This window comes from Streptomyces sp. LARHCF249, from assembly GCF_052871255.1.
Genome location: NZ_JBIXJQ010000007.1, coordinates 426,222 through 446,071, shown reverse-complemented (window position 1 = coordinate 446,071; position 19,850 = coordinate 426,222). Strand labels below are relative to the sequence as shown.

Below are 19,850 nucleotides of genomic sequence, written 5' to 3'. Positions count from 1 at the left end.
CGTAACGGTCCGACGGTGTCCCGGGAGCCGTGCGAGCCCCCGGGGCACTGCCGTGTCCGCCACTGCCGTCTCCGGCCTGCCGTCTGCGCTACCGGAAGATGCCGGTGTGGCCGAGCGAGTAGCGGCCGGGCTGCGGGTACACGGCGAGGCCGTGCGGGCCGCCGCCGACCGGGATCCGGGCGAGCTGCTTGCCGGTCACGGTGTCGATCGCGTAGACCTCGGAGTTGTAGCGGCCCGAGAGCCACAGCACCTTGCCGTCGGCGGAGACGCCGCCCATGTCCGGGCTGCCGCCGTCGGGCAGCGTCCACTTCTTGGTGAGCTGGTTCTTCGGGAAGTCGAAGACCGAGATGGTGCCTTCGCCGCGGTTGGAGACGTACATCTCCTTGGAGTCGCGGCTCACGTACAGGCCGTGGCAGCCCTTTCCGGTCGGCAGGAGCTTCGGGACCTCGAAGGTGTCGCCGCTGAGCACCCACATGCCGTGCGCCATCATGTCCGCGACGTAGAAGGTCTTTCCGTCCGGGGAGACCTTGACGTCCTGGGGCATGGCCCCCTCGAACGGCAGCTTCTGCTGGCCGATGACCTCCATCTTCTCGGTGTCGACCTTGAGGAGTTCGCCGGAGAACTCGCAGCTCACGATGAAGTAGCGGCCGTCGGCGGAGAAGTCCGCGTGGTTGACGCCGTAGCAGGTCACCGGGACGGTCTTCACCCGGTCCATCGTGTGCGGATGGCGGAAGACCAGCTCCTTGTCCATCGAGGCCATGACGATCGCGTACTTGCCGTTCGGCGTGAAGTACAGGTTGTACGGGTCGTGCACCTCGACGGGTTTTCCGGCCTCGCCGGTGGCCGGGTTGATCGGGGTGAGCGTGTGGCCGCGGTTGTTGTTGACCCACAGGGTCTTCATGTCCCAGGAGGGCACCACGTGCTGGGGCTGGACGCCGACCGGGATCGTGTCGATGACGCGGTACGTGGCCGGGTCGATGACGGACACCGTGTTGGAGTTGGTGTTCGGCACGTAGACGCGGGACGGGAAGTCCTTGACCACCGGGGAGAGCTTGTTCGGCCGGTCCGCCGCGTACACGTCCTTCGGATCGAGCACCGGGGGCATTCCGGGCAGGCCCGGCGGGACGGCGGGAACGGCCTTCGGGGGTCTGGCCGGGCCCTTGGTGCCGAGCGCCTCGGCGGGTCCCTTGCCGGCCGATCCGCAGCCGGCCAGGGCGGCGAGGACCAGACCGGCCATCAGCACGGCGGCCTTCCGGGGAAGGCGGGTGGTCTTCATGGCGTCAGCAGCTCCGTGGTGGTCACCGCGCGCAGGTTGCGGCGCGCGAGTTCTTCGAGGAGGGGCGGCATCGCGTCGGCCGTGTCCGCGTAGCCGAAGTGCAGGCTCACCACCGATCCGGGTCGGATCGTCCCGGTGACGGTGCGGGTGACGGCCGCCGCACCGGGCGAGGTGAAGTCGAGGGAGTCCACGTCGTACGAGAGGACGTGCGGGTAGCCGGCCCGCTGGGCCAGCTTCTGGACGAGCGGGGTGGCGTACTGGGTCTGGGAGGGCCGGAACCAGGTGCCGATGGAGCCGGTGAGCCGCCTCAGCCGCTGGGCGCAGCCGGTGATCTCGGCGTAGGCCTCCGCCTCGGGCAGGTCGTTGATCGCGAGGTGGCGCTGGGTGTGGTTGCCGAGTTCGTGGCCGCCGTCGAGGATCCGGCGGGCCAGGTCCGGGTGCGCGGCGAGCCAGCTGCCGATCGCCAGTACGGTCACCCGCGCGCCCGCCTTCTCGGCCGCGGCCAGCACCGCCCGGGCGGTGGCGGGGTCCCCGTTGCCGTGGAAGGTCAGGGCGACCCGGGGGCGGTCGCGCGGGCCGTGGGCGATCTCGACGGGCTGCCCGGCGTACCGGCGCGGGACGGCCGGGGCCGCCCCGGACGGCCGGGCCTGTCTGGCGGGGCCGGGGGGCGGAGCGGACGGCGGGGCGGACGGCGGAGCGGAGGGTGCGGCGGCGGGGCGGCCCGATCCGCAGGCGGCGGTGAGGCCGGCCACGGCGGCGCCGGCCGTGGCGAGACCGCCCGCGCGCAGGACCGCGCGGCGGCCTGGAGGTGAGAGCACCTGCCCATTTAAGGGGCGGAAGGCCCGTAAGGTAATGATTGACCCAATTCAGGACGTTCGTCGAAGTCGGCCGACCAGAAGCCTGTTCGCTACGTGATCAACGATTTACACCGAGCGTTCGATAGTTATTCATCGAATGCGAGGCGAGTGGCCCACCTCACCTAGGATTTAGCTAGAAACTCTCACTATTTGCACACTTATGTCCGAGTAGGGACTTTTGGCGTTTGCGGCCGCGTCTGCCATAGTCGGAACCACGACTTCCCCCTTGACCCGAGCGAAGTCATCACGCCGAGGATCACACCCCAATCGATCCTCGGCGCACCCATGAAGCCCCCGCACCGCCCCACCACGGCGACCAGGGGGCTTCAGGCGTTCTGGCGGTCGGCCACGCGCATCTCGAACCAGGTGATCTTCCCGCGCGGCAGCAGGTCGGCGCCCCAGCGGTCGGAGAGCTTGTCGACGAGGAAGAGCCCCCGTCCGGTGGTGTCCAGCTCGTGGACCGGCATCAGGCAGGGCAGCCCGCGCGAGGGGTCGCGCACCTCCACCCGGATCCAGCCGCGCCGCCGGAGCATGCGTAAGCCGAAGGAGCGGGCCCCGGTGTGCCGGACCGCGTTGCCGACGAGTTCCGAGACCAGCAGGACGGCATGCTCGGAGATCTGCGGGGAGAGGCCCCAGAGCCGTATCACCACGCACTGGGTGAGCCTGCGCGCGGTGCCGGCCGATTCCGGCATGGACGGCAGGATCACTTCCGCCTCAGCCGGATTCCCGTACAACTCCAGTGCCTTGAGGCCCTGTTCGTCCTCAAGTGCCGCCGTGAGCCGTACGGCCGAAGCGCTGCTGCGCTGCCGCGGCTGTTCCACACCCTCCAGGCCCGCCATGCACCCATCATGGAGGGCCGAACTGCCCCTCCGGGCCGTTCCACGGGAAAAGCCCCTGCGGAATCAATGATTCCGCAGAGGTGTCCTGTCATATGCGAACGGCAAGGCGAGGTCAGGTACGGGGTCTTGACCAGCAGTGACGCATTGCAGGGAAGTGATCACTGTGAGTGGATCACCGATTCGGCTTAAGGCTCCCTTAAGGCCTGGCTAATCCACCCGCAGGAGTCATACGAACTTGGCCTTGCCCGGACCCTCTTCGACGAAGCTGCGCATGCCGCGCTCACGGTCCTCCGTGGCGAACAGCCCCGCGAACCAGTTGCGTTCGATGGTGAGCCCGGTGTCGATGTCGGCCTCCAGGCCCGCGTCCACGCACTCCTTGGCCGCGCGCAGCGCGATCGCCGGTCCCTGGGCCAGCTTGGCGGCCCAGGCGTGGGCCTGCTCGTACACCTCGGCCGCCGGGACCACCCGGTCGACGAGGCCCAGGGTGAGCGCCTCGTCGGCCTTGACCATGCGCCCGGTGAAGATGAGGTCCTTGGCCCGGGACGGACCGATCAGCCGGGACAGCCGCTGGGTGCCGCCGGCGCCCGGGATCAGGCCGAGGAGGATCTCGGGCTGGCCGAGCTTCGCGTTGTCGGCGGCGATCCGGTAGTCGGCGCAGAGCGCGAGCTCGCAACCGCCGCCCAGCGCATAGCCGGTGACGGCCGCGACGACGGGCTTGGGGATGCGGGCGACGGCGGTGAAGGCGTCCTGCAGCGCGCGGGACCGGGCGATCATCGCCGCGTGGTCCATCGCCTGCATCTCCTTGATGTCCGCGCCCGCCGCGAACACCTTCTCGCCGCCGTAGATGATCACCGCGCGGACGTCGGCCCGGTCGGTCGCCTCCGCCGCGAGCCCGCGCAGCCGGTCCTGGGTGGCGATGTCCAGGGCGTTCATGGGCGGCCGGTCCAGGCGGATGGTGCCGACGCCTTCGGAGACTTCGAGAGAGATGGTCATACGCGGAAGGTTAGTGGCCGGGGGGTCCGGGGGGCTCCCCCGGAAAGGCGCAGCACGACAGGTGGCCCGGTGCTGTGTGTCACAGCACCGGGCCACCCGGACTACGTCGTGCGGGGCGTTACTTGATCCACTCCGCCCAGTCCATGTTCCAGCCGTTGAGGCCGTTGTCCGGGGCGATCTGCTTGTCCTTGGAGTTCTTCACGATGACCACGTCGCCGATCAGCGACTCGTTGAAGAACCAGGCGGCGGGCTGGTTGCCGTCGCCGGCGCCGCGGACGTCCTTCAGGCCGACGCAGCCGTGGCTGACGTTCTCCGAGCCGAACGTGCTCGAGGAGGCCCAGTAGTTGCCGTGCACGAACGTGCCCGAGTTCGACAGGCGCATCGCGTGCGGCACGTCGGAGATGTCGTACTCCCCGCCGAAGCCCACCGTCGCGCCGTTCATCCGCGTGACCTTGTACTTCTCGCTGATGACCATCTGTCCGTTGTACGTGGTCGTCGCCGGTGCGCCCGCGGTGATCGGGATGTTCTTGAGCACCTGGCCGTCGCGGACGACCTGCATCTGCTTTTCGCCCGCGTCGACCGTCGAGATCTGCGAGCGGCCGACGGTGAAGGTGACCGTACGGGTCTGCTTGCCGTAGACGCCCGGGCGGCCTTCGACTCCGTCGAGGGCGAGCTTCACGGTGACCTTGGTGCCCGCGGCCCAGTACTTCTCGGGGCGGAAGTCGAGGCGGTCGTTGCCGAACCAGTGGCCCTCGACCTGCACGGCCGGCTCGGCCGTCACGGTGATGGCCTTCTCGACGGCCTCGGGGTTGGTGATCCCGCGGGTGAAGTTGATCGACACCGGCATGCCCACGCCGACGGTGGAGCCGTCCTCGGGCGTGTAGTGCCCGATGAAGGTGTTCGTCGGGGTCAGGGTGGTGAAGGTGGTGTCCTTGGCGGACTCCCGGCCGGCCTCGTCCTTGGCGACCGCGTGCACCTTGTACTCGGTGGCGGAGGCCAGGTGGCGGGACGGCTCCCAGCTCGCGCCGTCGTCGGCCAGCTTGCCCTCGACCGCGTTGCCCTTGGTGTCGGCGACGGTCACCGTGGTGAGCTTGCCGCCGGTGCTCGTTATCTTCAGGACGCCGCTGGTGGCGACCTCCTTGGCCCCGTCGTCCGGCTTGACGCTGACCACGGCCTTGGACGCCTCGGTGCCGGTCTTGGCACCGCCCCCGGCGTTGTCGCTACCGCTGCCGCTGCCGTTGTTGCCTCCGCCGCCGCCGCTGCACGCGGTGGTCAGCAGCAGGGCGGCCCCCAGCAGAAGGGCCGGCAGGCCGGTGCGGACGCGACCGCGTATCGGCTGCAGGTTCACTCGTGTTCTCCCCATGTCCCCCGCGCGCGGGCAGTCGCGCGCTTGTCGACAGGTAATCACATGGGGAGAACACGAAAAGCCACGGTCTTGTCACCGTTCCGTCCCAAGTGGCGGGGCGGTCAGGCGATGGCGGAGCCCGCGACCCAGTCGGCCCAGGACATGTTCCAGCCACCCAGGCCGTTGTTCGGGGCCACCGTCTTGTCCTGCGAGTTGGCGACCTCCACCACGTCGCCGACCAGGGTCCGGTCGAAGAACCAGCCGGCCGGGGTGTCCGAGCCGCCGCCCTTGTCGTCCCGCAGGCCCACGCACCCGTGGCTCACGTTGGCGTGGCCGAAGGTGTCCGGGCTGGCCCAGTAGTTGCCGTGCAGGAAGGTCCCGGAGGAGGTCAGCCGCATGGCGTGCGGGACGTCGGGGATGTCGTACTCCCCGCCGAAACCGACGGTCTGGCCGTTCATGCGGGTCACGTCGAAGAGCTCCATCACCACCATCTTCCCGTTGTAGGTGGTGGTTTTGGGTGCTCCGGCGGTGATCGGCAGGGTCTGCAGCAGCTGCCCGTCCCGGCGGACCTCCATCGTGTGCGCGGCCGCGTCCACCGTGGAGATCTGGGAGCGGCCGACGGTGAAGGTGATCGTCTTGTCCTGGATGCCGTACGAGCCGGGGGCGCCCTCGACGTCCCGCAGGTTCACCTTCACGGTGACCTCGGTGCCGGCCTTCCAGTACGCCTTGGGCCGGAAGTCGAGCCGCTCCTTGCCGAACCAGTGGCCCACGACCTCCACGGGCGGGTTCGAAGTGACCGTGATGGCCCGCTCCACCTCGGCGCGCCGTGCGATGGCCCGGCTGAAGTTGAAGGAGACGATCATGCCGGTGCCGACGGTGGAGCGGTTCTCCGGCTTGAAGTAGCCGATGAACCGCTCCTCGGGAACGTAGGTGGTGAAGGTGGTGTGGCGGGCCTGGCGGCGGTCGTGTCCGTCGAGTGCGACGACGTCCACGGTGTACTTGGCCGCGAGCGAGAGCCGAGCGGCCGACGGGTCGGGGCTCCAGCTGAGCCCGTCGGCGGCGATCGCGCCCGGCACCCGCTCCTCCTGCGCGTCCTCCACCTTCGTGACCACGACCCGCTCGAGCCGGCCCTCGGGAACGGTGACGCCGAGCCGTCCGTCGGCGGGCACGCCCTTGGCGTTGTCGTCGGGGGTGATCCGGATGGCCTCGTCCGGCGAGCGGGGTTTGCCGGGCAGCTCGATCTCGACCGGGGAACGGCCGTCCTGGGTGCATCCGGCCAGGCCGCCGAGCAGGCCCGCCCATGCCGCCACGGCGGCCAAGCCCGCCCCTGCCCGCCTCGTCAGAAGTGTCACGCCCCTCCAACGACCGGGCCCCTCCGGGGGAAACGTGAGCGGCGCGCACGTTCCGGGCGGATCAGTCCGGGCAGAACAGTGTGAAGGACCAGACGGGGACGGGCCCAGGCCGGGACGCCGGGGCCGCACTCCCCTCCCCCGCAGGTACCCAGGAGCCGTGGAGGCGGGCAGTGTCGAGCGCAGCCGAGCAGGAAGAGGCGGTGGACGCCGTCGCAGACGTGGTGGACGCCGTGGAGACGGTGGACACCGAGAGCGCGGTCCGGGGCGGCGGCCGTACCGCGCCCGTGCCGAACGGCCAGGTCAGGGGCCAGGTGTTGCGGGCATCCGGGCGCCCGGGGCCACCGGTGTGGCCCGGGTCCTCGCATCCCCTGGGGGCCCGGTTCCACCACGGGCCGGACGGGACGGCGGGCACCAACTTCGCGCTGTGGGCGCAGGGCGCGGAGGCGGTGGAGGTGTGCCTGTTCGACGAGGCCGGGGCCGAGACCCGCTGCGCCCTGGCCGAGCTCACGCACGAGATCTGGCACGGCTTCGTGCCCGGCGTGCGTCCGGGGCAGCGGTACGGATTTCGGGTGCACGGCCGCTGGGACCCCTGGACCGGGGCCCGGTACAACCCGTCGAAGCTGCTCCTGGACCCGTACGCCCGGGCCGTGGACGGCGAGTTCGCCCTGCCGCCGGAGGTGTACGGGCACGTCCGGGACTGGCCGCAGCAGTACATCGCCGACACCGTGCGCGACGACCGGGACTCGGCGCCGTTCGTCCCCAAGGGGGTCGTGGTCCACGATGACGACGACTGGGCGGACGACGTCCGGCCGAAGACGCCCTGGGCGGATTCGGTGATCTACGAGCTGCACGTACGCGGCTTCACGATGCGCCATCCGGGGGTCCCCGCGGAACTGCGCGGCACGTACGCGGGCCTCGCCCATCCGGCGGCGGTCGAGCACCTGGTGGAGCTGGGCGTGACGGCGGTCGAGCTGCTGCCGGTGCACCAGTTCGCGCACGAGGACCACCTGCTGCGCCGGGGGCTGCGCAACTACTGGGGCTACAACTCGGTCGGCTACTTCGCCCCGCACGCGGGCTACTCCTCGAGCGGTACGACGGGCCAGCAGGTCGGGGAGTTCAAGCGGATGGTGCGGGCCCTGCACGCGGCGGGGATCGAGGTCATCCTCGACGTGGTCTACAACCACACGGCGGAGGCGGGAGAGCTCGGTCCGACGCTGTCCCTGCGCGGGATCGACAACCGGGGCTACTACCGGCTCCAGTCCGACCAGCGCCGGTACGCCGACTACACCGGCTGCGGGAACACCCTGCACGCGGGGCGGCCGCACGTGCTGCGCCTGATCACGGACTCCCTGCGGTACTGGGTGACGGAGATGGGGGTGGACGGCTTCCGCTTCGACCTGGCGGCGGCGCTGGCCCGGTCGATGCACGACGTGGACATGCTGTCGCCGTTCCTGGCGGTGATCGCCCAGGACCCGGTGCTGCGGCGGGTCAAGCTGATCGCGGAGCCCTGGGACGTGGGCTCGGGCGGCTACCAGGTGGGGGCCTTCCCTCCGCTGTGGACGGAGTGGAACGACCGGTACCGGGACGCCGTACGGGACTTCTGGCGGGGCGCGCTGCCCGACGTACGGGACCTCGGGTACCGGCTGTCGGGGTCGAGCGACCTCTACGCGTGGGGCGGGCGGCGGCCGTACGCCTCGGTGAACTTCGTGACCGCGCACGACGGTTTCACCCTGCGGGACCTGGTGTCCTACGAGCGCAAGCACAACGAGGCGAACGGGGAGGCGGGCCGGGACGGGACGAACGACAACCGGTCGTGGAACTGCGGGGTGGAGGGCGATCCGCCCGGGGGAACGGATCCCCGGATCGCCGCGCTGCGCCGCCGGCAGCTGCGCAACCTCCTCACCACGCTGCTGCTGTCGACGGGGGTGCCGATGCTCGTCGCGGGGGACGAGTTCGGGCGCACCCAGGGCGGCAACAACAACGCGTACTGCCAGGACAACGAGACGGGCTGGGTGGACTGGTCGCTGCTGGAGGATCCGGCGTGGCGGGAGCTGTTCGCGCTGACCGCGCGGCTGATCTCGCTGCGCCAGGCCCATCCGGTGCTGCGGCGGCGGGCGTTCTTCTCCGGGCGGCCGCAGGGGGTGGACGGGCTGCGGGACCTGGCCTGGTTCACTCCGGCGGGCCTGGAGATGACGGAGCGGGACTGGTACGCACCGGCGGCGGCGCTGGGGATGTACCTGTCGGGCCGGGACATCCCGGGCCGCGACGAGCGGGGCCGCCAGGTGACCGACGACAGCTTCCTGGCCCTGCTGCACACCGGGGACCGGCCGGTGGAGTGGGTGCTTCCGGGGCCGCCGTGGGCCGAGGCGTACGAGCTCGTCCTGGACACCTCGCGCGAGGCCCAGTCCCATGCCCCGCTCACCCGCCACCGCGGCGGCGAGAGCCTGACGGTCCCGGCCCGTTCGGTCCTGCTGCTGCGGGTGGCCGGCTGAGGGGTCCGGCCAGGAGACCGGCTAGGGGGTCCCCGCCTCGACGTGGAGCAGCATCCGCTTGAGGAGGGCGGACAGGGCCGCCTGTTCGGCGGGGGCGAAGGGGGCGAGCATCGCCTGCTCGGCGACCCCGCGCAGCCGCATCGCCGCGGCCCAGCGGGTGCGGCCCTCGTCGGTGAGCTCGACGTCGACGCGGCGGCGGTCCTCGGCCGTGCGCAGGCGGCGGATCAGGCCGGACTTCTCCAGGGTGTCGAGGCGGCCGGTCATGCCGGCGGGCGAGAGGAGGAGTTCGGCGGCGAGTTCGGAGGGGGTGGCCCGCGCGGCGGCGCCGCGGGAGGCGAGGCGGTGCAGGGTCTCGAACTCGAAGGCCTGGAGTCCGGTCTCGGCCAGCGCCCGGTCCTTGGCGTGGCCCACGTGCTTGGCGAGGAGCTGGATGCGGGTGATGACCGCTTCGGTGCCCACGTCGAAGGGGACGATGCCGCTCCAGCGGGCGATGTGCCGGTCGACCGAGTCCTCTGCGTCCATGGGCGCAGTATCGCACCCGGGACAGAGTATTTCGTTGACGAATGATTCGTTGGCGAAATAATCTCCCTGTCATGACCTCGACCATCCGGCGGCTGCTGGCCGGCCGTACCTTCGCGGCCTTCGCCACCGCCCTCGTCCCCACCACCCTGACGCTGGCGCTCGTCCGGACCGGCTCCGCCGGGGACCTCGGCCTCGTACTCGCCTGCGAGTTGCTGCCGATGCTGCTCCTGCTGCCCGTCGCCGGGGTGGCCGCCGACCGGTTCCCGGCCCGGCGGGTGGTCCTCGCGGCCGATCTCGTGCGGGCGGCCGCCCAGCTGGCGACCGGAGCCGTGCTGATGGCCGGCCCCGCGGACGTCCCGCGGCTGGCGGTGCTCGCGGCCGTGACCGGGGCCGCGGTGGCCTTCGGCACTCCCTCCGCGCGCACGCTCGTCGCCGCCGTGGTCCCCGAGGACGGGCGGCTGCGCGTCAACACCCGGCTCGGGGTGGCCACCGGACTCGCGCAGATCGCCGCGCCCGCGGCCGCCGGGGTGCTGATGCTTGCCGTCGGCGCGGGCTGGTCCTCGCTGCTCACCGGCGCCCTCTTCCTGCTGTCCGCGCTGACCCTCGGCGGGCTGCCCGTGGCACCGGTCCCGCGCGGCACGCCGCGCGCCGCGTTCACGGCCGAACTGCGCGGGGGCTGGGCCGAGACCCGGCGCCACCCGTGGTTCCTGGCCAACGTGCTGGCCCACGGCGTCTGGCACCTGGCCGCCGGACTGCTGCTCACCCTCGGTCCGCTGATCGCCGTGGAGAGCCTGGGCGGTGCGACCTCCTGGGTGGTCATCGCCCAGGTCGGCACGGTCGGGATGCTGATCGGCGTCTGGGCGGCCGGGCGGCTGCCCGTCCGCCGGCCGCTGCACGCGGTGGCCTTCGGGGCCGCCGCCCAGGCGCTGCCGCTCACCGCCTTCGCGCTGCGGCTGCCGCTCCCGGTGACCGCGACCGCGTTCTGCTGCGCCATGTTCGGGCTGGGGGTGCTGAGCCCGCTGTGGGAGACGGAGATGCAGCGCCGCATCCCGCTGGAGACGCTGGGCCGGGTCGGCTCCTTCGACGCCCTGATCTCCTTCGCCGCGCGTCCGCTGGGCCTGGCGGCGGCCGCCCCGCTCGCCGCCGCCACCGGGACCGCGGCGCCGCTGCTGGCCGCCGCCGTACTGACCGCCGCCGCGAACCTGTCCGTACTGCTGCTCCCGGACGTCCGCGAACGCCCCGGGCGGGACCCCGCTTTCGCCCTGCGATGATGTGTTCGACATCGTCACTGAGGGGGTCCGTGCATGGGCAGAGTCGGATTCGCGCTGCGGGAGCTGCGCGGGGCGCAGAAGTCGGCGAAGGGGGTGTCGCTGTACTCGCGGTTCGTGAACCGGCCGACCGGGCGGTACCTGGCCGCCGGGTCGTACGCGCTCGGGCTCACCCCGAACCAGGTGACGCTGATCAGCGCCGCCTTCAGTTTCGCCGCCGCGGCGGCGGTCGCGCTGGCCGCGCCCTCCTGGGGGCTGGGCATCGCCGTGTGGGCCGCGCTCGCCGTGGGGTTCGCCTTCGACTCCGCCGACGGCCAGCTGGCCCGGCTGCGCGGGAGCGGCAGCGCCGCGGGCGAGTGGCTCGACCACGTCGTGGACTGTGCCAAGCTCACGGCGCTGCACTCCTGCGTGCTGATCGCCTTCTACCGCTTCCCCGACGCCTACGGGACGGGCGGGGACGGCTGGCTGCTGGTGCCGCTGGGCTTCCAGTTCGCTGCGGTCGTGACCTTCTTCGGCGGACTGCTGACCGAGAAGCTCAAGCCGCGGCCGGCTCCGGGGAGCCCCGCCGCCGCGCCGTCGACCGTCCGCGCGGTGGCGCTGCTGCCCGTGGACTACGGGGTGTTCTGCCTGGTGTTCCTGCTGCTGGGCGGCGGGCAGCTGTTCGCTTGGGCGTACGCGGCCTTCGGCGTGGTCGCCGGGCTGTTCCTGCTGGCGTTCCTCACGAAGTGGTTCCGGGAGCTCAGCGCCGTTCCACGATGAACGGCTCCGCCACCGCGAGCGGTTGGGCGAGCGCGTCCAGTGCCCGGCGCAGCTGGGTGCTGGAGGTGTGAACGGTGTAGGGGAAGTAGACGACGTCGACGCCGTGGGCGGCGAAGTCCTTCTCCAGCTTGTCGCCCTTGGGGGTGCCCCGCCAGTCGTCGCCCTTGAAGATGACGTCGAAGCGGACCTGCTTCCAGGTCTCCACCTTGTCCGGGACGGTCTCGACGAAGGCGGCGTCCACGTACTTCACGCTGCGGACGATCTCCAGCCGCTCGACGAGCGGGATCATCGGGCGGCGCCCCTTGGCGAGTTCGGCCATCTCGTCGGAGACGACTCCGGCCACCAGGTAGTCGCACCGGCTGCGGGCATGCCGGAGGATATTGAGATGTCCGATATGGAACAGATCGTATGCACCCGGCGCATAGCCGACCCGGTACGGTCTGCGCGCGGGCGCGCCAAGTTCGGACATATCCCGCTCCGTCATCTGTTACCCCCCAGCAGCCACACCCCCCGGTGTAGCGGATTAGCAGACAATAGCGTGCACGTTCCGCAGCACGCGGGTGAACGAATAGGGTGACGTGCGCATCATCCAGGGGAGAAGGGGACGCTCAGTGTCCAGATCCGGTCACCGGCGCCTGCTGCTGGTCTCCACCAACTACGCACCCGAGCACGCGGGAATCGGGCCGTACGCCACCCAGATCGCGGAGCACTGGGCGCAGGATCTCGGCCACGAGACCCACGTTCTCGCGGGCATGCCGCACTACCCGGCGTGGTCGCTCGAGCCGGAGTACAAGGGGGCGCTACGGCGCACGGAACGGCGCGCGGGCGTCATCGTGCACCGGCGTGCGCACACCGTGCCGCAGCGCCAGACCGCCGTGAAGCGGGCCCTTTTCGAGGGATCGATTCTGCTGCACGGTGCCGCGGCCCCGCCCCGCATGCCGAAGCCGGACGCGGTCCTGGCCCAGATGCCCAGCCTGGCCGGCGGGGTGCTGGCCGCCCGGCTCGCGGCGCGGTGGAAGGTCCCGTACGTCCCCGTCGTCCAGGACCTGATGGGCGCCGCCGCCGCGCAGAGCGGGATCAGCGGCGGCGACAAGGCGGCCGCGATCGCCGGCCGGGCCGAGGCGTACGCCCTCAAGCGGGCCACCCTCGTCGGCGTCATCCACGAGACCTTCGTGGACCGGGTCGTCGGCATGGGCGTGGACCCGGCGAAGATCCGCCTCGTCCCCAACTGGTCCCACGTCGCCGTCCCCACCAAGCCGCGCGGCGAGACCCGCCGGCACCTCGGCTGGGCCCCGGACCAGACGGTCGTCCTGCACTCCGGGAACATGGGCCTCAAGCAGGGCCTCGAGGTCCTCGTGGCCGCCGCCCGGCTGGACCCGGGCGTCCGCTTCGTCCTGATGGGTGACGGCAGCCAGCGCGCGGCCCTCGCCGAGATGTCGGCCGGCGTACCCAATCTGGACATCATCCCCCCTGCCGCTGACGGCGAGTTCCCCGATATCCTCGCCGCGGCGGACGTGCTCGCGGTCACGCAGCACGCCGCCGTGCTGGACATGAGCGTTCCGTCGAAGCTCACCTCCTACTTCCAGGCCGGCCGGCCCGTCGTCGCCTCCGTGGCCGCGGAGGGCGGGACCGCCCAGGAGGTGGAGCGCTCGGGAGCAGGGGTGCTCGTACAGCCGGAGGACCCCGAGGCCCTGCTGAAGGCCGTACGGGTCCTGGCCGAGGACCCCGAGGGCGCGGACGCACTGGGAGCGGCCGGACCCCGCCACGTGGCGGCCCACCTGAGCCGCGAAGCGGGCCTGGCCCGCATCGACGCACTGATAGACGAAGCACTTGGGGGTCCCCGGCCGTGATCGAGACGAACCGCCCGGCAGCCGCACCGGCCGAGGACGAACCCGATCTTCTCCGGGACCAGTTCCGGCAGCTCCTGCGCTACCGCCGACTCCTCGGCGCGGGCATCGGGGTCGGTCTGCTGGGCGGCGTCTACCTCGGCATCTCGACGGCCGACACCTACGTCGCGACCGCCGACGTGGTGCTGCGCGCCCCCACCGACGACCCGTTCAACCCGAGCCTCGCCCCCGACAAGGCGATCAACATCGGCTCGGAGCGCCAGGTCGCGCTCAGCTCCTCCATAGCCAACGAGGCGGCGAAGAAGCTCGGCGTCTCCGCCTCCGGCTTCGCGGCCCTGCGCAGCGGGCTCCAGGTGACCAACCCGCCGCAGACGATGGTGCTCCGCTTCACGTACACCGCGTCCTCCCCCAAGGAGGCCGCCACGCGCGCCAACGCGATGACCGAGGCGTACCTGCTCAAGCGGCAGGAAGCCCTCGACGTCACCCGCGACAAGATGGTCAAGGGCTACCAGGACCAGCGCGACCCGGTCGCCAAGTCCCTCGACGAGCTCGTGAAGCAGATCAACTCGATGCCCGCGGGACCGGCGCGCGACGCGGCGTACTCCTCCAAGACCGACCTGCAGAGCAAGGTCAACTCCCTCAACAGCAACATCGCCAAGCTCCAGGCCCTGGACATGACACCGGGCCGGGTCACCAGTGCGGCGACCCCGCCCGCCGCGCCCGACGGGCCCGGCCTGCCCATGTCGCTCGCGCTCGGCGCGGCCGTGGGCCTCGCGCTCGGCCTGCTGGCCGCCTGGGTCCGGCTGGTGTTCGATCCGGCGCCGCGGTCCGAGGGCGACGTGGCCCGCGCCCTGCGCGCGCCCGTCCTGGGCTACCTGCCCCGCGACCGGACGGGCGGCGGGCCGCTGCTCGCCGCCGGCGAGGCCGATCCGCGGCTCGCCGAGGAGTACCGCTCGGTGGCCTTCCGGCTCGCCTACGACGCCCGCTTCGCCGACCGGCGCCGCCTGCTCGTCGTCGCCCCGCGCGGCAGCAGCGAGACCGCCGCCGCGGTGGCCGTGAACCTCGGTGCCTCCTTCGCGGAGACCGGCAAGGACGTCCTGCTCATCGAGGCCGACCTGCGCACCCCGGTACTGGCCAGCCAGCTGCCGACCGACGCGGGCGGCCGGCCGCGCTGGAGCCAGGCGCCGGGCGGCCAGGGCGGCGCGAAGCACGGGGACACCGAGTGGCCCGACGGCCGCCAGCTCGTCGTCGACGCCGGCGAGTCGGGTGCCTTCGACCTGATCCCGGGCGAGCGGGTGCGCAACGTCGCCCGCTCGCTGACCTCCCCGCGCGCCACCCGGCTGATCTCCGAGGCCGACTCCCCCAACTCCACCGTCGTCGTGCTCGCGCCGCCGGTGCTCTCGTACGCCGACGCCCTCGCGCTCGTCGACCGCGTCGACGGCGTCCTGGTCGTCTGCGACCCGCGCGCCGTCCACCGCTCCGACCTGTCCCGCATCCGCGAACTCATCAGCGGAGCCGGGGGTACGGTGCTCGGCGCGGTGTTGCACGCCCCGCTGCCCGGCGAGAAGCGCGGCAAGGGCAAGGGGGCCGCGCCCGCAGCCGCCCCCGCACCCGCTCCTTCGGCGTCGACGCCGCAGCCCCTGACGCGCGAGATGGCCGAACCCGAGCAGCACATCCCGGGCGACGGCACCGACACGGTCGCGCTGCGCACCGTCCGCATGGGCCGGAGGTGAGCCGGCGCGGACTCGCCGCAGTCTCCTCGGTCCTGGACCAGGCCGCCTCCAGCGCCACCAACATCCTGGTGCTGGTGCTGGCCGCCCGGCTGTCGTCGGCGTCGGGATTCGCCGACTTCTCGATGGTGTACGTGGCGTTCACCGTGCTCCTGGGTCTGAACATGGCCTACGTCGGCCAGAGCCTCGTCCTGGAGAAGGGCGCCGCGCAGGGGCTGGGCGCTGCGTGCCGGTCGGCCGTGGGCTTCACGGGGGCCGCCTCGGCTGCCGTGGGCGCGGTGCTCGCCGTGGTGGGCCTGCTGCTCGGTGGGGCCGGCGGGCGGGCCTTCCTCGCGCTGGGCCTCGTACTGCCGCTGGTGCTCGTGCAGGACGGGCTGCGGTACTGCTTCTCCGCGCTGCGCGCCCCCGAGCGGGCGCTGGCCGCCGACGCGCTGCGTCTGGTGTGCGTGGTCGCGGCCCTGGCGGCGCAGCCTTCCGGGGCTCCGGCGGGGCGGCTGGTGCTCGTGTGGGGCCTCTCCGCGCTGCCCGCGCTGGGGCTGGGGCTGTGGCTGCTGCGGCCGTACGTACGCGGGGCGCGGGCGGACCTGGGCCCGTATCTGCGGCGGGGGCACCTGGGGCAGCGGTTCGCGGTCGAGTTCGCGGTGGGCAACGGCTCGAGCCAGCTCGCCGTGCTGGGCCTCGGCGTCTTCGCCACGCCGCTGGCCGTGGGCGCGCTGCGGGGGGCGACGACTCTCTTCGGGCCGCTGAACGTGCTGTTCAACTCGGCGAACTCGTTCGGGCCGCCGGTGCTGTCGCGGGTCGGCGGGCGGCGGGCGGTGGTCCGGGCGACGGCGGCGCTGGGCCTGGCCCTGGCCGCGATCGGCGCGGGCTGGGCCACGGTCTTGTACGTGCTGCCCGACCGGCTGGGCCGTGAACTGCTCGGCGACACCTGGGCGTCTGCTTCTGCCCTGCTGCCCGCGACGGGGGCTCAGTACGCGGTGATGGGCCTGGGCACGGCCGCCCTGCTCACGCTGCGCGTCCTGGCCCCGAAGGCCACGCTGTCGGTCCAGGTCGTCTTCTCCCTGCTCTCGGTGGCACTCCTGCTCGGCGGGTACGCGGCGTTCGGCGTGGCGGGTGCGGCCTGGGGCCTGGCGGCGGGCTCGACCCTCAAGGCGGTAGCCGCCTGGTCGCGGGTGTCCCGCCTCCCGGCCCCGCTGCCGGCCGCCGCCACGGCCTGACCCGCTGCGCGGGGCGATCCCCCCACCCCGCCCCGCCCCTTCCCGAAACCGGGGCCGCGCCTAGCGCAAAGTGGTGGAGCGGTCCTGGCGGTAGGTGGCGATCAGCGCGAGGCAGAGGCCGGCGATCGCGACGCGGCCCGAGGCCTGGAGGAGGGGGCCGCGCAGCAGGATGAAGGAGTAGCCCGCGACCAGCGGGACGACCACCGAGATCAGGCTGCCCGGCGGCGAGCGGCGCGTGGCGCGCTTCGCGTAGCGGCGGTCGACGCGGGCCGACGCGTAGCCCATGCCCAGCAGCCCCGCCCCCATCCCCAGCGGCCCGAAGTCGAGCCACAGCTCCGCCCAGATCGGCGAGGACAGGTTGGTGTTGACCGTCCCCATCCACTGGCCGACCATCACGCCCGTGTCCCGCGGCTTCCCCGCCCACACCGACCTCGGCACCGCGAACAGGACCGATCCGGCCAGCTGGCGCCCGTAGTAGTGCCCGGGGCCGGATTCCGAGAAGGTGATGGTGTTGGCGAACATGCCGATCTGGTCGTAGTCCTTGAGCGCCATCGGCTCCAGGAAGGACGTGGTCTCCACCGGCTTGTAGTTCTTCTCGTCGTACCGGAAGCGGTCCGCGAACGGGAAGACGAGCAGGGCGACGACCACGGCCATCGACAGGGCCACCCGGTACATCGCCGCGCTGACCGGGAAGACCGTGAAGAGCAGCGCGAACATGACCGTCAGGAACCAGTAGCGCGGGTTCGAGATCGGGTTGTTGACCACCAGGTTCAGCAGGGCGAGCGCCGACCAGGTGACGATGATCGAGACCTTGCGGCGGGCGTACTTCGAGGTGACCAGCCAGCGCGTGTACAGCAGCAGCGAGAGCAGCGCCGGCACGGTGCCGAAGCCGCGCAGCAGGGCCTGTCCGGCCTGGCCGTCGCCGTTGGAGACGCCCGCCTCCTCGATGCCCGCGATGATCTCCTGGCGGCTGGAGAAGAACACCGCCGGGCCGCCCAGCTTCATCACGAAGACCGCACTGCACAGGAAGGACAGCACGGTCAGGAGTTGGAGCCGGCGCCGGTGCGTCATGACCGGCCGCGACCGCTTCTGGGATCCGCCCGCACGGCCGGCCGGCCGGTGGCGGGCGAGCAGGACGCCCACGTCGAAGGCGGTGCAGCCGAGCAGCACCAGCCCGATGGCGACGGTGAGGTCGGAGCGGGGGCCGACGACGGGGGTCGGGACCTGGCCGAGGACGGCCTGGGCGAGCGGGGCCACGCCCATGGCCATGTAGACGAACAGCCAGAAGGAGCCCTGGAGCAGCTTGCGGCGGCTGGTGAGCACCATCGCGGAGAGGCGGGCGCCCGCGTACATGGTGAGCAGCAGCTGGAGCCAGAACGCGGCGTCGCGCTGGCCCGCGCCGGACTGGACGGCGACGAACAGCGGCAGGAACACGGAGAAGCCGAGGGCGAGCGGGACGGACAGCGCCCGGGAGAGCAGGGTGCGCGGGGTGGTGACCCGGCCCCACAGGGACTCGTCCTCGACGGGGGGCGGCACGGGGGTGACGGGGGGCTTGCGTATGTCCGTTGCCACTGCCGCCCCCACCCCATGTGCCTGATCCGGGCGCAGTCTAGTCTGAGCGGGCTGCGCCAGGGGAGGCGCGTTCAGGGTGGACGATCGGGGCTTTCAGTTGCGTGACCTTCCTGCCTTCACACTGGCCGGATACGACAAGGGGCGCGGGCTGCTGACGCAGGCGCTCTGGTTCGCCGTCATGAACACGCTGTTCATGAGCTGGTTCTGTCCGGCACGGCTGCGGGTGGCCCTGCTGCGCGCCTTCGGGGCGGAGATCGGCGAGGGCGTGCTGATCCGGCACCGGGTGCGGGTGCTGTGGCCGTGGAAGCTCACCGTCGGGGACCACACCTGGATCGGCGAGGGCGTCTGGCTGCTGAACCTGGAGCCGGTGACGATCGGTTCGCACGTGTGCCTCTCTCAGGAGGCCATGCTGTGCACCGGTTCGCACGACCACCGGGCCGCCGGCTTCGGCTACCGCAACGCCCCGATCACGGTCGAGGACGGCGCCTGGGTGGCGGTACGGGCGACCGTGCTGGCCGGGGTGACCGTGGGCCGCTGCGCGGTCGCGGGCGCCGGTGCCGTCGTGCACAAGGACCTGCCGGAGCTGACCCTGCAGACCCAGGACGGGCGCCGCCGCCCGGTGGAGGAGCCCAAGTGAGAGTCCTGCACGCCGTCACCCTGCACTCGCCGTCGCACGCGTTCGGCGGGCCGGTCCGGGTCGCGCTGAACCTGGCGAAGGGGCTGCGGGCCCGGGGGCACGAGGCGCGGCTGCTGGCGCTGGGCGAGGGCTTCCCCGACCCGTGGCCGACGGACGTCGAGGGGGTTCCGGCGCGGCTGTTCCCGGCGCGGCGGATCCTGCCCCTGGGCTTCAGCGGGATGACCTCGCCGGCGCTGCTGGCCTCGGCCGGGCGGCTGGTGGGGGACGCGGACGTGGTCCACGTCCACCTGGCGAGGGACCTGGTGACCCTGCCCGTGGCCCTGGCGGCGCTGCGGGCCCGCAAGCCGCTGGTGCTGCAGACCCACGGGATGGTGGACCCGAGCGGGAAGCTGCTGGCCAAGGTGCTGGACGCGGTGGCGGTACGCCGGCTGCTGCGCGGCGCGGACGCGGTGCTGTACCTGACCCCGCACGAGCGGGCGGGCCTGGACGCGGTGGTCGGCGGCGCCCCGCTGGCGCGTGCGGTCCGACTGGTCAACGGCACCCCGGCGCAGGAGGAGCGGCCCGCCCCGAGCGGCCCGCCGCGGATCCTGTACTCGGCGCGCCTGCAGGCCCGCAAGCGGCCGGTGGACTTCGTGGACGCGGCCCCGGCGGTCCTCGCCGCGCACCCGGACGCGCACTTCGTCGTCGCGGGCCCGGACGAGGGCGAACGGGACGCCGTACGCGCCCGCGTCACGGCACTGGGCCTGACCGGCCGGTTCACGGTCCCCGGGGCCCTGTCCAGCGCTGAGGTGCTGGCGGAGCTGCGCCGGGCCCACGTGTACGTCCTGCCCTCGGTGGACGAGCCGTTCCCGATGTCGGTGCTGGAGGCCCTCGCGGTGGGCGTCCCCCCGGTGGTGACCCACTCCAACGGCCTGGCCCGCGACATCGCCGCCGCGGGCGCGGGCCGCGCGGTCGACCCGGGCCCGGCGGGCGTGGCCTCGGCGGTCCTGTCCCTGCTCGACCCCGCGGCCAACGCCGCCGCCTCCTCGGCGGCGCGCAGGCTGGCCGCGGAGTCCTTCTCGATGGACGCGGTCCTCGACACCCTGCTCCCGGTGTACGAGGGCGCGCTGCGCGGCTGATCCGGCCGGGAACGGCCCGGTCGGCG

Annotated in this window: 17 protein-coding genes; 8 read left to right on the top strand and 9 right to left on the bottom strand. The window is 72.5% G+C overall.

All coding sequences use genetic code 11. From position 1 onward, the window contains the following. Window positions 1–88: 88 nt before the first annotated feature. The 6 genes from ACIPUC_RS23005 to ACIPUC_RS22980 all read right to left on the bottom strand — a co-directional run bounded on the left by ACIPUC_RS23005 (window position 89) and on the right by ACIPUC_RS22980 (window position 6,653). A complete protein-coding gene (locus tag ACIPUC_RS23005; protein ID WP_446591759.1) occupies window positions 89–1,276 on the bottom strand; it encodes a YncE family protein in 1,188 nt (395 codons plus the stop codon). Next, window positions 1,273–2,094: a polysaccharide deacetylase family protein gene (locus ACIPUC_RS23000; RefSeq protein ID WP_446591757.1), complete on the bottom strand. Its 822-nt coding sequence runs from the start codon at window positions 2,092–2,094 to the stop codon at window positions 1,273–1,275. The genes ACIPUC_RS23005 and ACIPUC_RS23000 overlap by 4 nt, the downstream gene beginning before the upstream one ends. 365 nt (window positions 2,095–2,459) lie before the next feature. Continuing rightward, entirely contained in the window at window positions 2,460–2,972 is a 513-nt protein-coding gene (locus ACIPUC_RS22995) for an ATP-binding protein (RefSeq protein WP_446591756.1), read from the bottom strand. A 225-nt stretch (window positions 2,973–3,197) separates the two neighbouring features. Next, window positions 3,198–3,965 carry an enoyl-CoA hydratase/isomerase family protein gene (locus ACIPUC_RS22990; protein WP_446591754.1) on the bottom strand — a complete coding sequence of 256 codons (768 nt, stop codon included), beginning with the start codon at window positions 3,963–3,965 and terminating at the stop codon, window positions 3,198–3,200. Window positions 3,966–4,083: 118 nt separating this feature from the next. Further along, window positions 4,084–5,313 (bottom strand): L,D-transpeptidase, encoded by a 1,230-nt coding sequence (locus tag ACIPUC_RS22985; protein WP_446591752.1) that lies wholly within the window; start codon window positions 5,311–5,313, stop codon window positions 4,084–4,086. 119 nt (window positions 5,314–5,432) lie between these two features. Continuing rightward, window positions 5,433–6,653, bottom strand: a complete 1,221-nt coding sequence (locus tag ACIPUC_RS22980; RefSeq protein WP_446591898.1) for an Ig-like domain-containing protein — start codon at window positions 6,651–6,653, stop codon at window positions 5,433–5,435. Window positions 6,654–6,832: 179 nt separating this feature from the next. Here ACIPUC_RS22980 and glgX point away from each other — a divergent pair, with 179 nt between their 5' ends. Beyond that, window positions 6,833–9,154 carry a glycogen debranching protein GlgX gene (gene glgX, locus ACIPUC_RS22975; RefSeq protein ID WP_446591751.1) on the top strand — a complete coding sequence of 774 codons (2,322 nt, stop codon included), beginning with the start codon at window positions 6,833–6,835 and terminating at the stop codon, window positions 9,152–9,154. A gap of 21 nt (window positions 9,155–9,175) precedes the next feature. Here glgX and ACIPUC_RS22970 read toward each other — a convergent pair whose 3' ends face one another. Beyond that, window positions 9,176–9,676: a MarR family winged helix-turn-helix transcriptional regulator gene (locus ACIPUC_RS22970; RefSeq protein ID WP_446591749.1), complete on the bottom strand. Its 501-nt coding sequence runs from the start codon at window positions 9,674–9,676 to the stop codon at window positions 9,176–9,178. A gap of 71 nt (window positions 9,677–9,747) precedes the next feature. Between ACIPUC_RS22970 and ACIPUC_RS22965 the strand changes: the two genes are divergently transcribed. Together ACIPUC_RS22965 and ACIPUC_RS22960 are read left to right on the top strand one after the other, a co-directional pair. Beyond that, window positions 9,748–10,947, top strand: coding sequence for an MFS transporter (locus ACIPUC_RS22965; RefSeq protein ID WP_446591748.1), 1,200 nt, complete (start codon window positions 9,748–9,750; stop codon window positions 10,945–10,947). Window positions 10,948–10,980: 33 nt separating this feature from the next. Then, the gene (locus tag ACIPUC_RS22960; RefSeq protein WP_446591747.1) at window positions 10,981–11,703 is read left to right on the top strand and encodes a CDP-alcohol phosphatidyltransferase family protein; all 723 of its coding nucleotides are present in this window, start codon (window positions 10,981–10,983) and stop codon (window positions 11,701–11,703) included. On the opposite strand, the gene ACIPUC_RS22955 is transcribed toward ACIPUC_RS22960, so the two are convergent. Continuing rightward, on the bottom strand, window positions 11,684–12,172 hold the full coding sequence (locus ACIPUC_RS22955) for an adenylyltransferase/cytidyltransferase family protein (RefSeq protein ID WP_446591746.1): 489 nt from the start codon (window positions 12,170–12,172) through the stop codon (window positions 11,684–11,686). The two genes, ACIPUC_RS22960 and ACIPUC_RS22955, sit on opposite strands and share 20 nt — an antisense overlap. 172 nt (window positions 12,173–12,344) lie before the next feature. Between ACIPUC_RS22955 and ACIPUC_RS22950 the strand changes: the two genes are divergently transcribed. From ACIPUC_RS22950 to ACIPUC_RS22940, 3 genes are read left to right on the top strand one after another with little or no spacing between them, the layout of a single operon-like run. Next, window positions 12,345–13,553, top strand: coding sequence for a glycosyltransferase family 4 protein (locus ACIPUC_RS22950; protein ID WP_446591897.1), 1,209 nt, complete (start codon window positions 12,345–12,347; stop codon window positions 13,551–13,553). Then, window positions 13,550–15,283 (top strand): lipopolysaccharide biosynthesis protein, encoded by a 1,734-nt coding sequence (locus tag ACIPUC_RS22945; protein WP_446591745.1) that lies wholly within the window; start codon window positions 13,550–13,552, stop codon window positions 15,281–15,283. Before ACIPUC_RS22950 ends, ACIPUC_RS22945 begins: the two co-directional genes overlap by 4 nt. After that, on the top strand, window positions 15,280–16,497 hold the full coding sequence (locus tag ACIPUC_RS22940) for a hypothetical protein (RefSeq protein WP_446591744.1): 1,218 nt from the start codon (window positions 15,280–15,282) through the stop codon (window positions 16,495–16,497). Before ACIPUC_RS22945 ends, ACIPUC_RS22940 begins: the two co-directional genes overlap by 4 nt. A 60-nt stretch (window positions 16,498–16,557) precedes the next feature. On the opposite strand, the gene ACIPUC_RS22935 is transcribed toward ACIPUC_RS22940, so the two are convergent. Beyond that, complete coding sequence (locus ACIPUC_RS22935; RefSeq protein WP_446591743.1) at window positions 16,558–18,069, bottom strand: hypothetical protein; 1,512 nt, start codon at window positions 18,067–18,069, stop codon at window positions 16,558–16,560. 97 nt (window positions 18,070–18,166) lie between these two features. Here ACIPUC_RS22935 and ACIPUC_RS22930 point away from each other — a divergent pair, with 97 nt between their 5' ends. Together ACIPUC_RS22930 and ACIPUC_RS22925 are read left to right on the top strand one after the other, a co-directional pair. Beyond that, on the top strand, window positions 18,167–18,706 hold the full coding sequence (locus tag ACIPUC_RS22930) for a WcaF family extracellular polysaccharide biosynthesis acetyltransferase (RefSeq protein ID WP_446591742.1): 540 nt from the start codon (window positions 18,167–18,169) through the stop codon (window positions 18,704–18,706). Then, window positions 18,703–19,824 carry a glycosyltransferase gene (locus ACIPUC_RS22925; protein WP_446591740.1) on the top strand — a complete coding sequence of 374 codons (1,122 nt, stop codon included), beginning with the start codon at window positions 18,703–18,705 and terminating at the stop codon, window positions 19,822–19,824. The genes ACIPUC_RS22930 and ACIPUC_RS22925 overlap by 4 nt, the downstream gene beginning before the upstream one ends. Window positions 19,825–19,850: the final 26 nt, after the last annotated feature.

Coding starts and splice junctions, on each gene's coding strand:
- ACIPUC_RS23005 (WP_446591759.1), bottom strand. CDS start 1,276: ATGAAGACCACCCGCCTTCCCCGGAAGGCCGCCGTGCTGATGGCCGGT.
- ACIPUC_RS22955 (WP_446591746.1), bottom strand. CDS start 12,172: ATGTCCGAACTTGGCGCGCCCGCGCGCAGACCGTACCGGGTCGGCTAT.
- ACIPUC_RS22970 (WP_446591749.1), bottom strand. CDS start 9,676: ATGGACGCAGAGGACTCGGTCGACCGGCACATCGCCCGCTGGAGCGGC.
- ACIPUC_RS22960 (WP_446591747.1), top strand. CDS start 10,981: ATGGGCAGAGTCGGATTCGCGCTGCGGGAGCTGCGCGGGGCGCAGAAG.
- ACIPUC_RS22965 (WP_446591748.1), top strand. CDS start 9,748: ATGACCTCGACCATCCGGCGGCTGCTGGCCGGCCGTACCTTCGCGGCC.
- ACIPUC_RS22995 (WP_446591756.1), bottom strand. CDS start 2,972: ATGGCGGGCCTGGAGGGTGTGGAACAGCCGCGGCAGCGCAGCAGCGCT.
- ACIPUC_RS22990 (WP_446591754.1), bottom strand. CDS start 3,965: ATGACCATCTCTCTCGAAGTCTCCGAAGGCGTCGGCACCATCCGCCTG.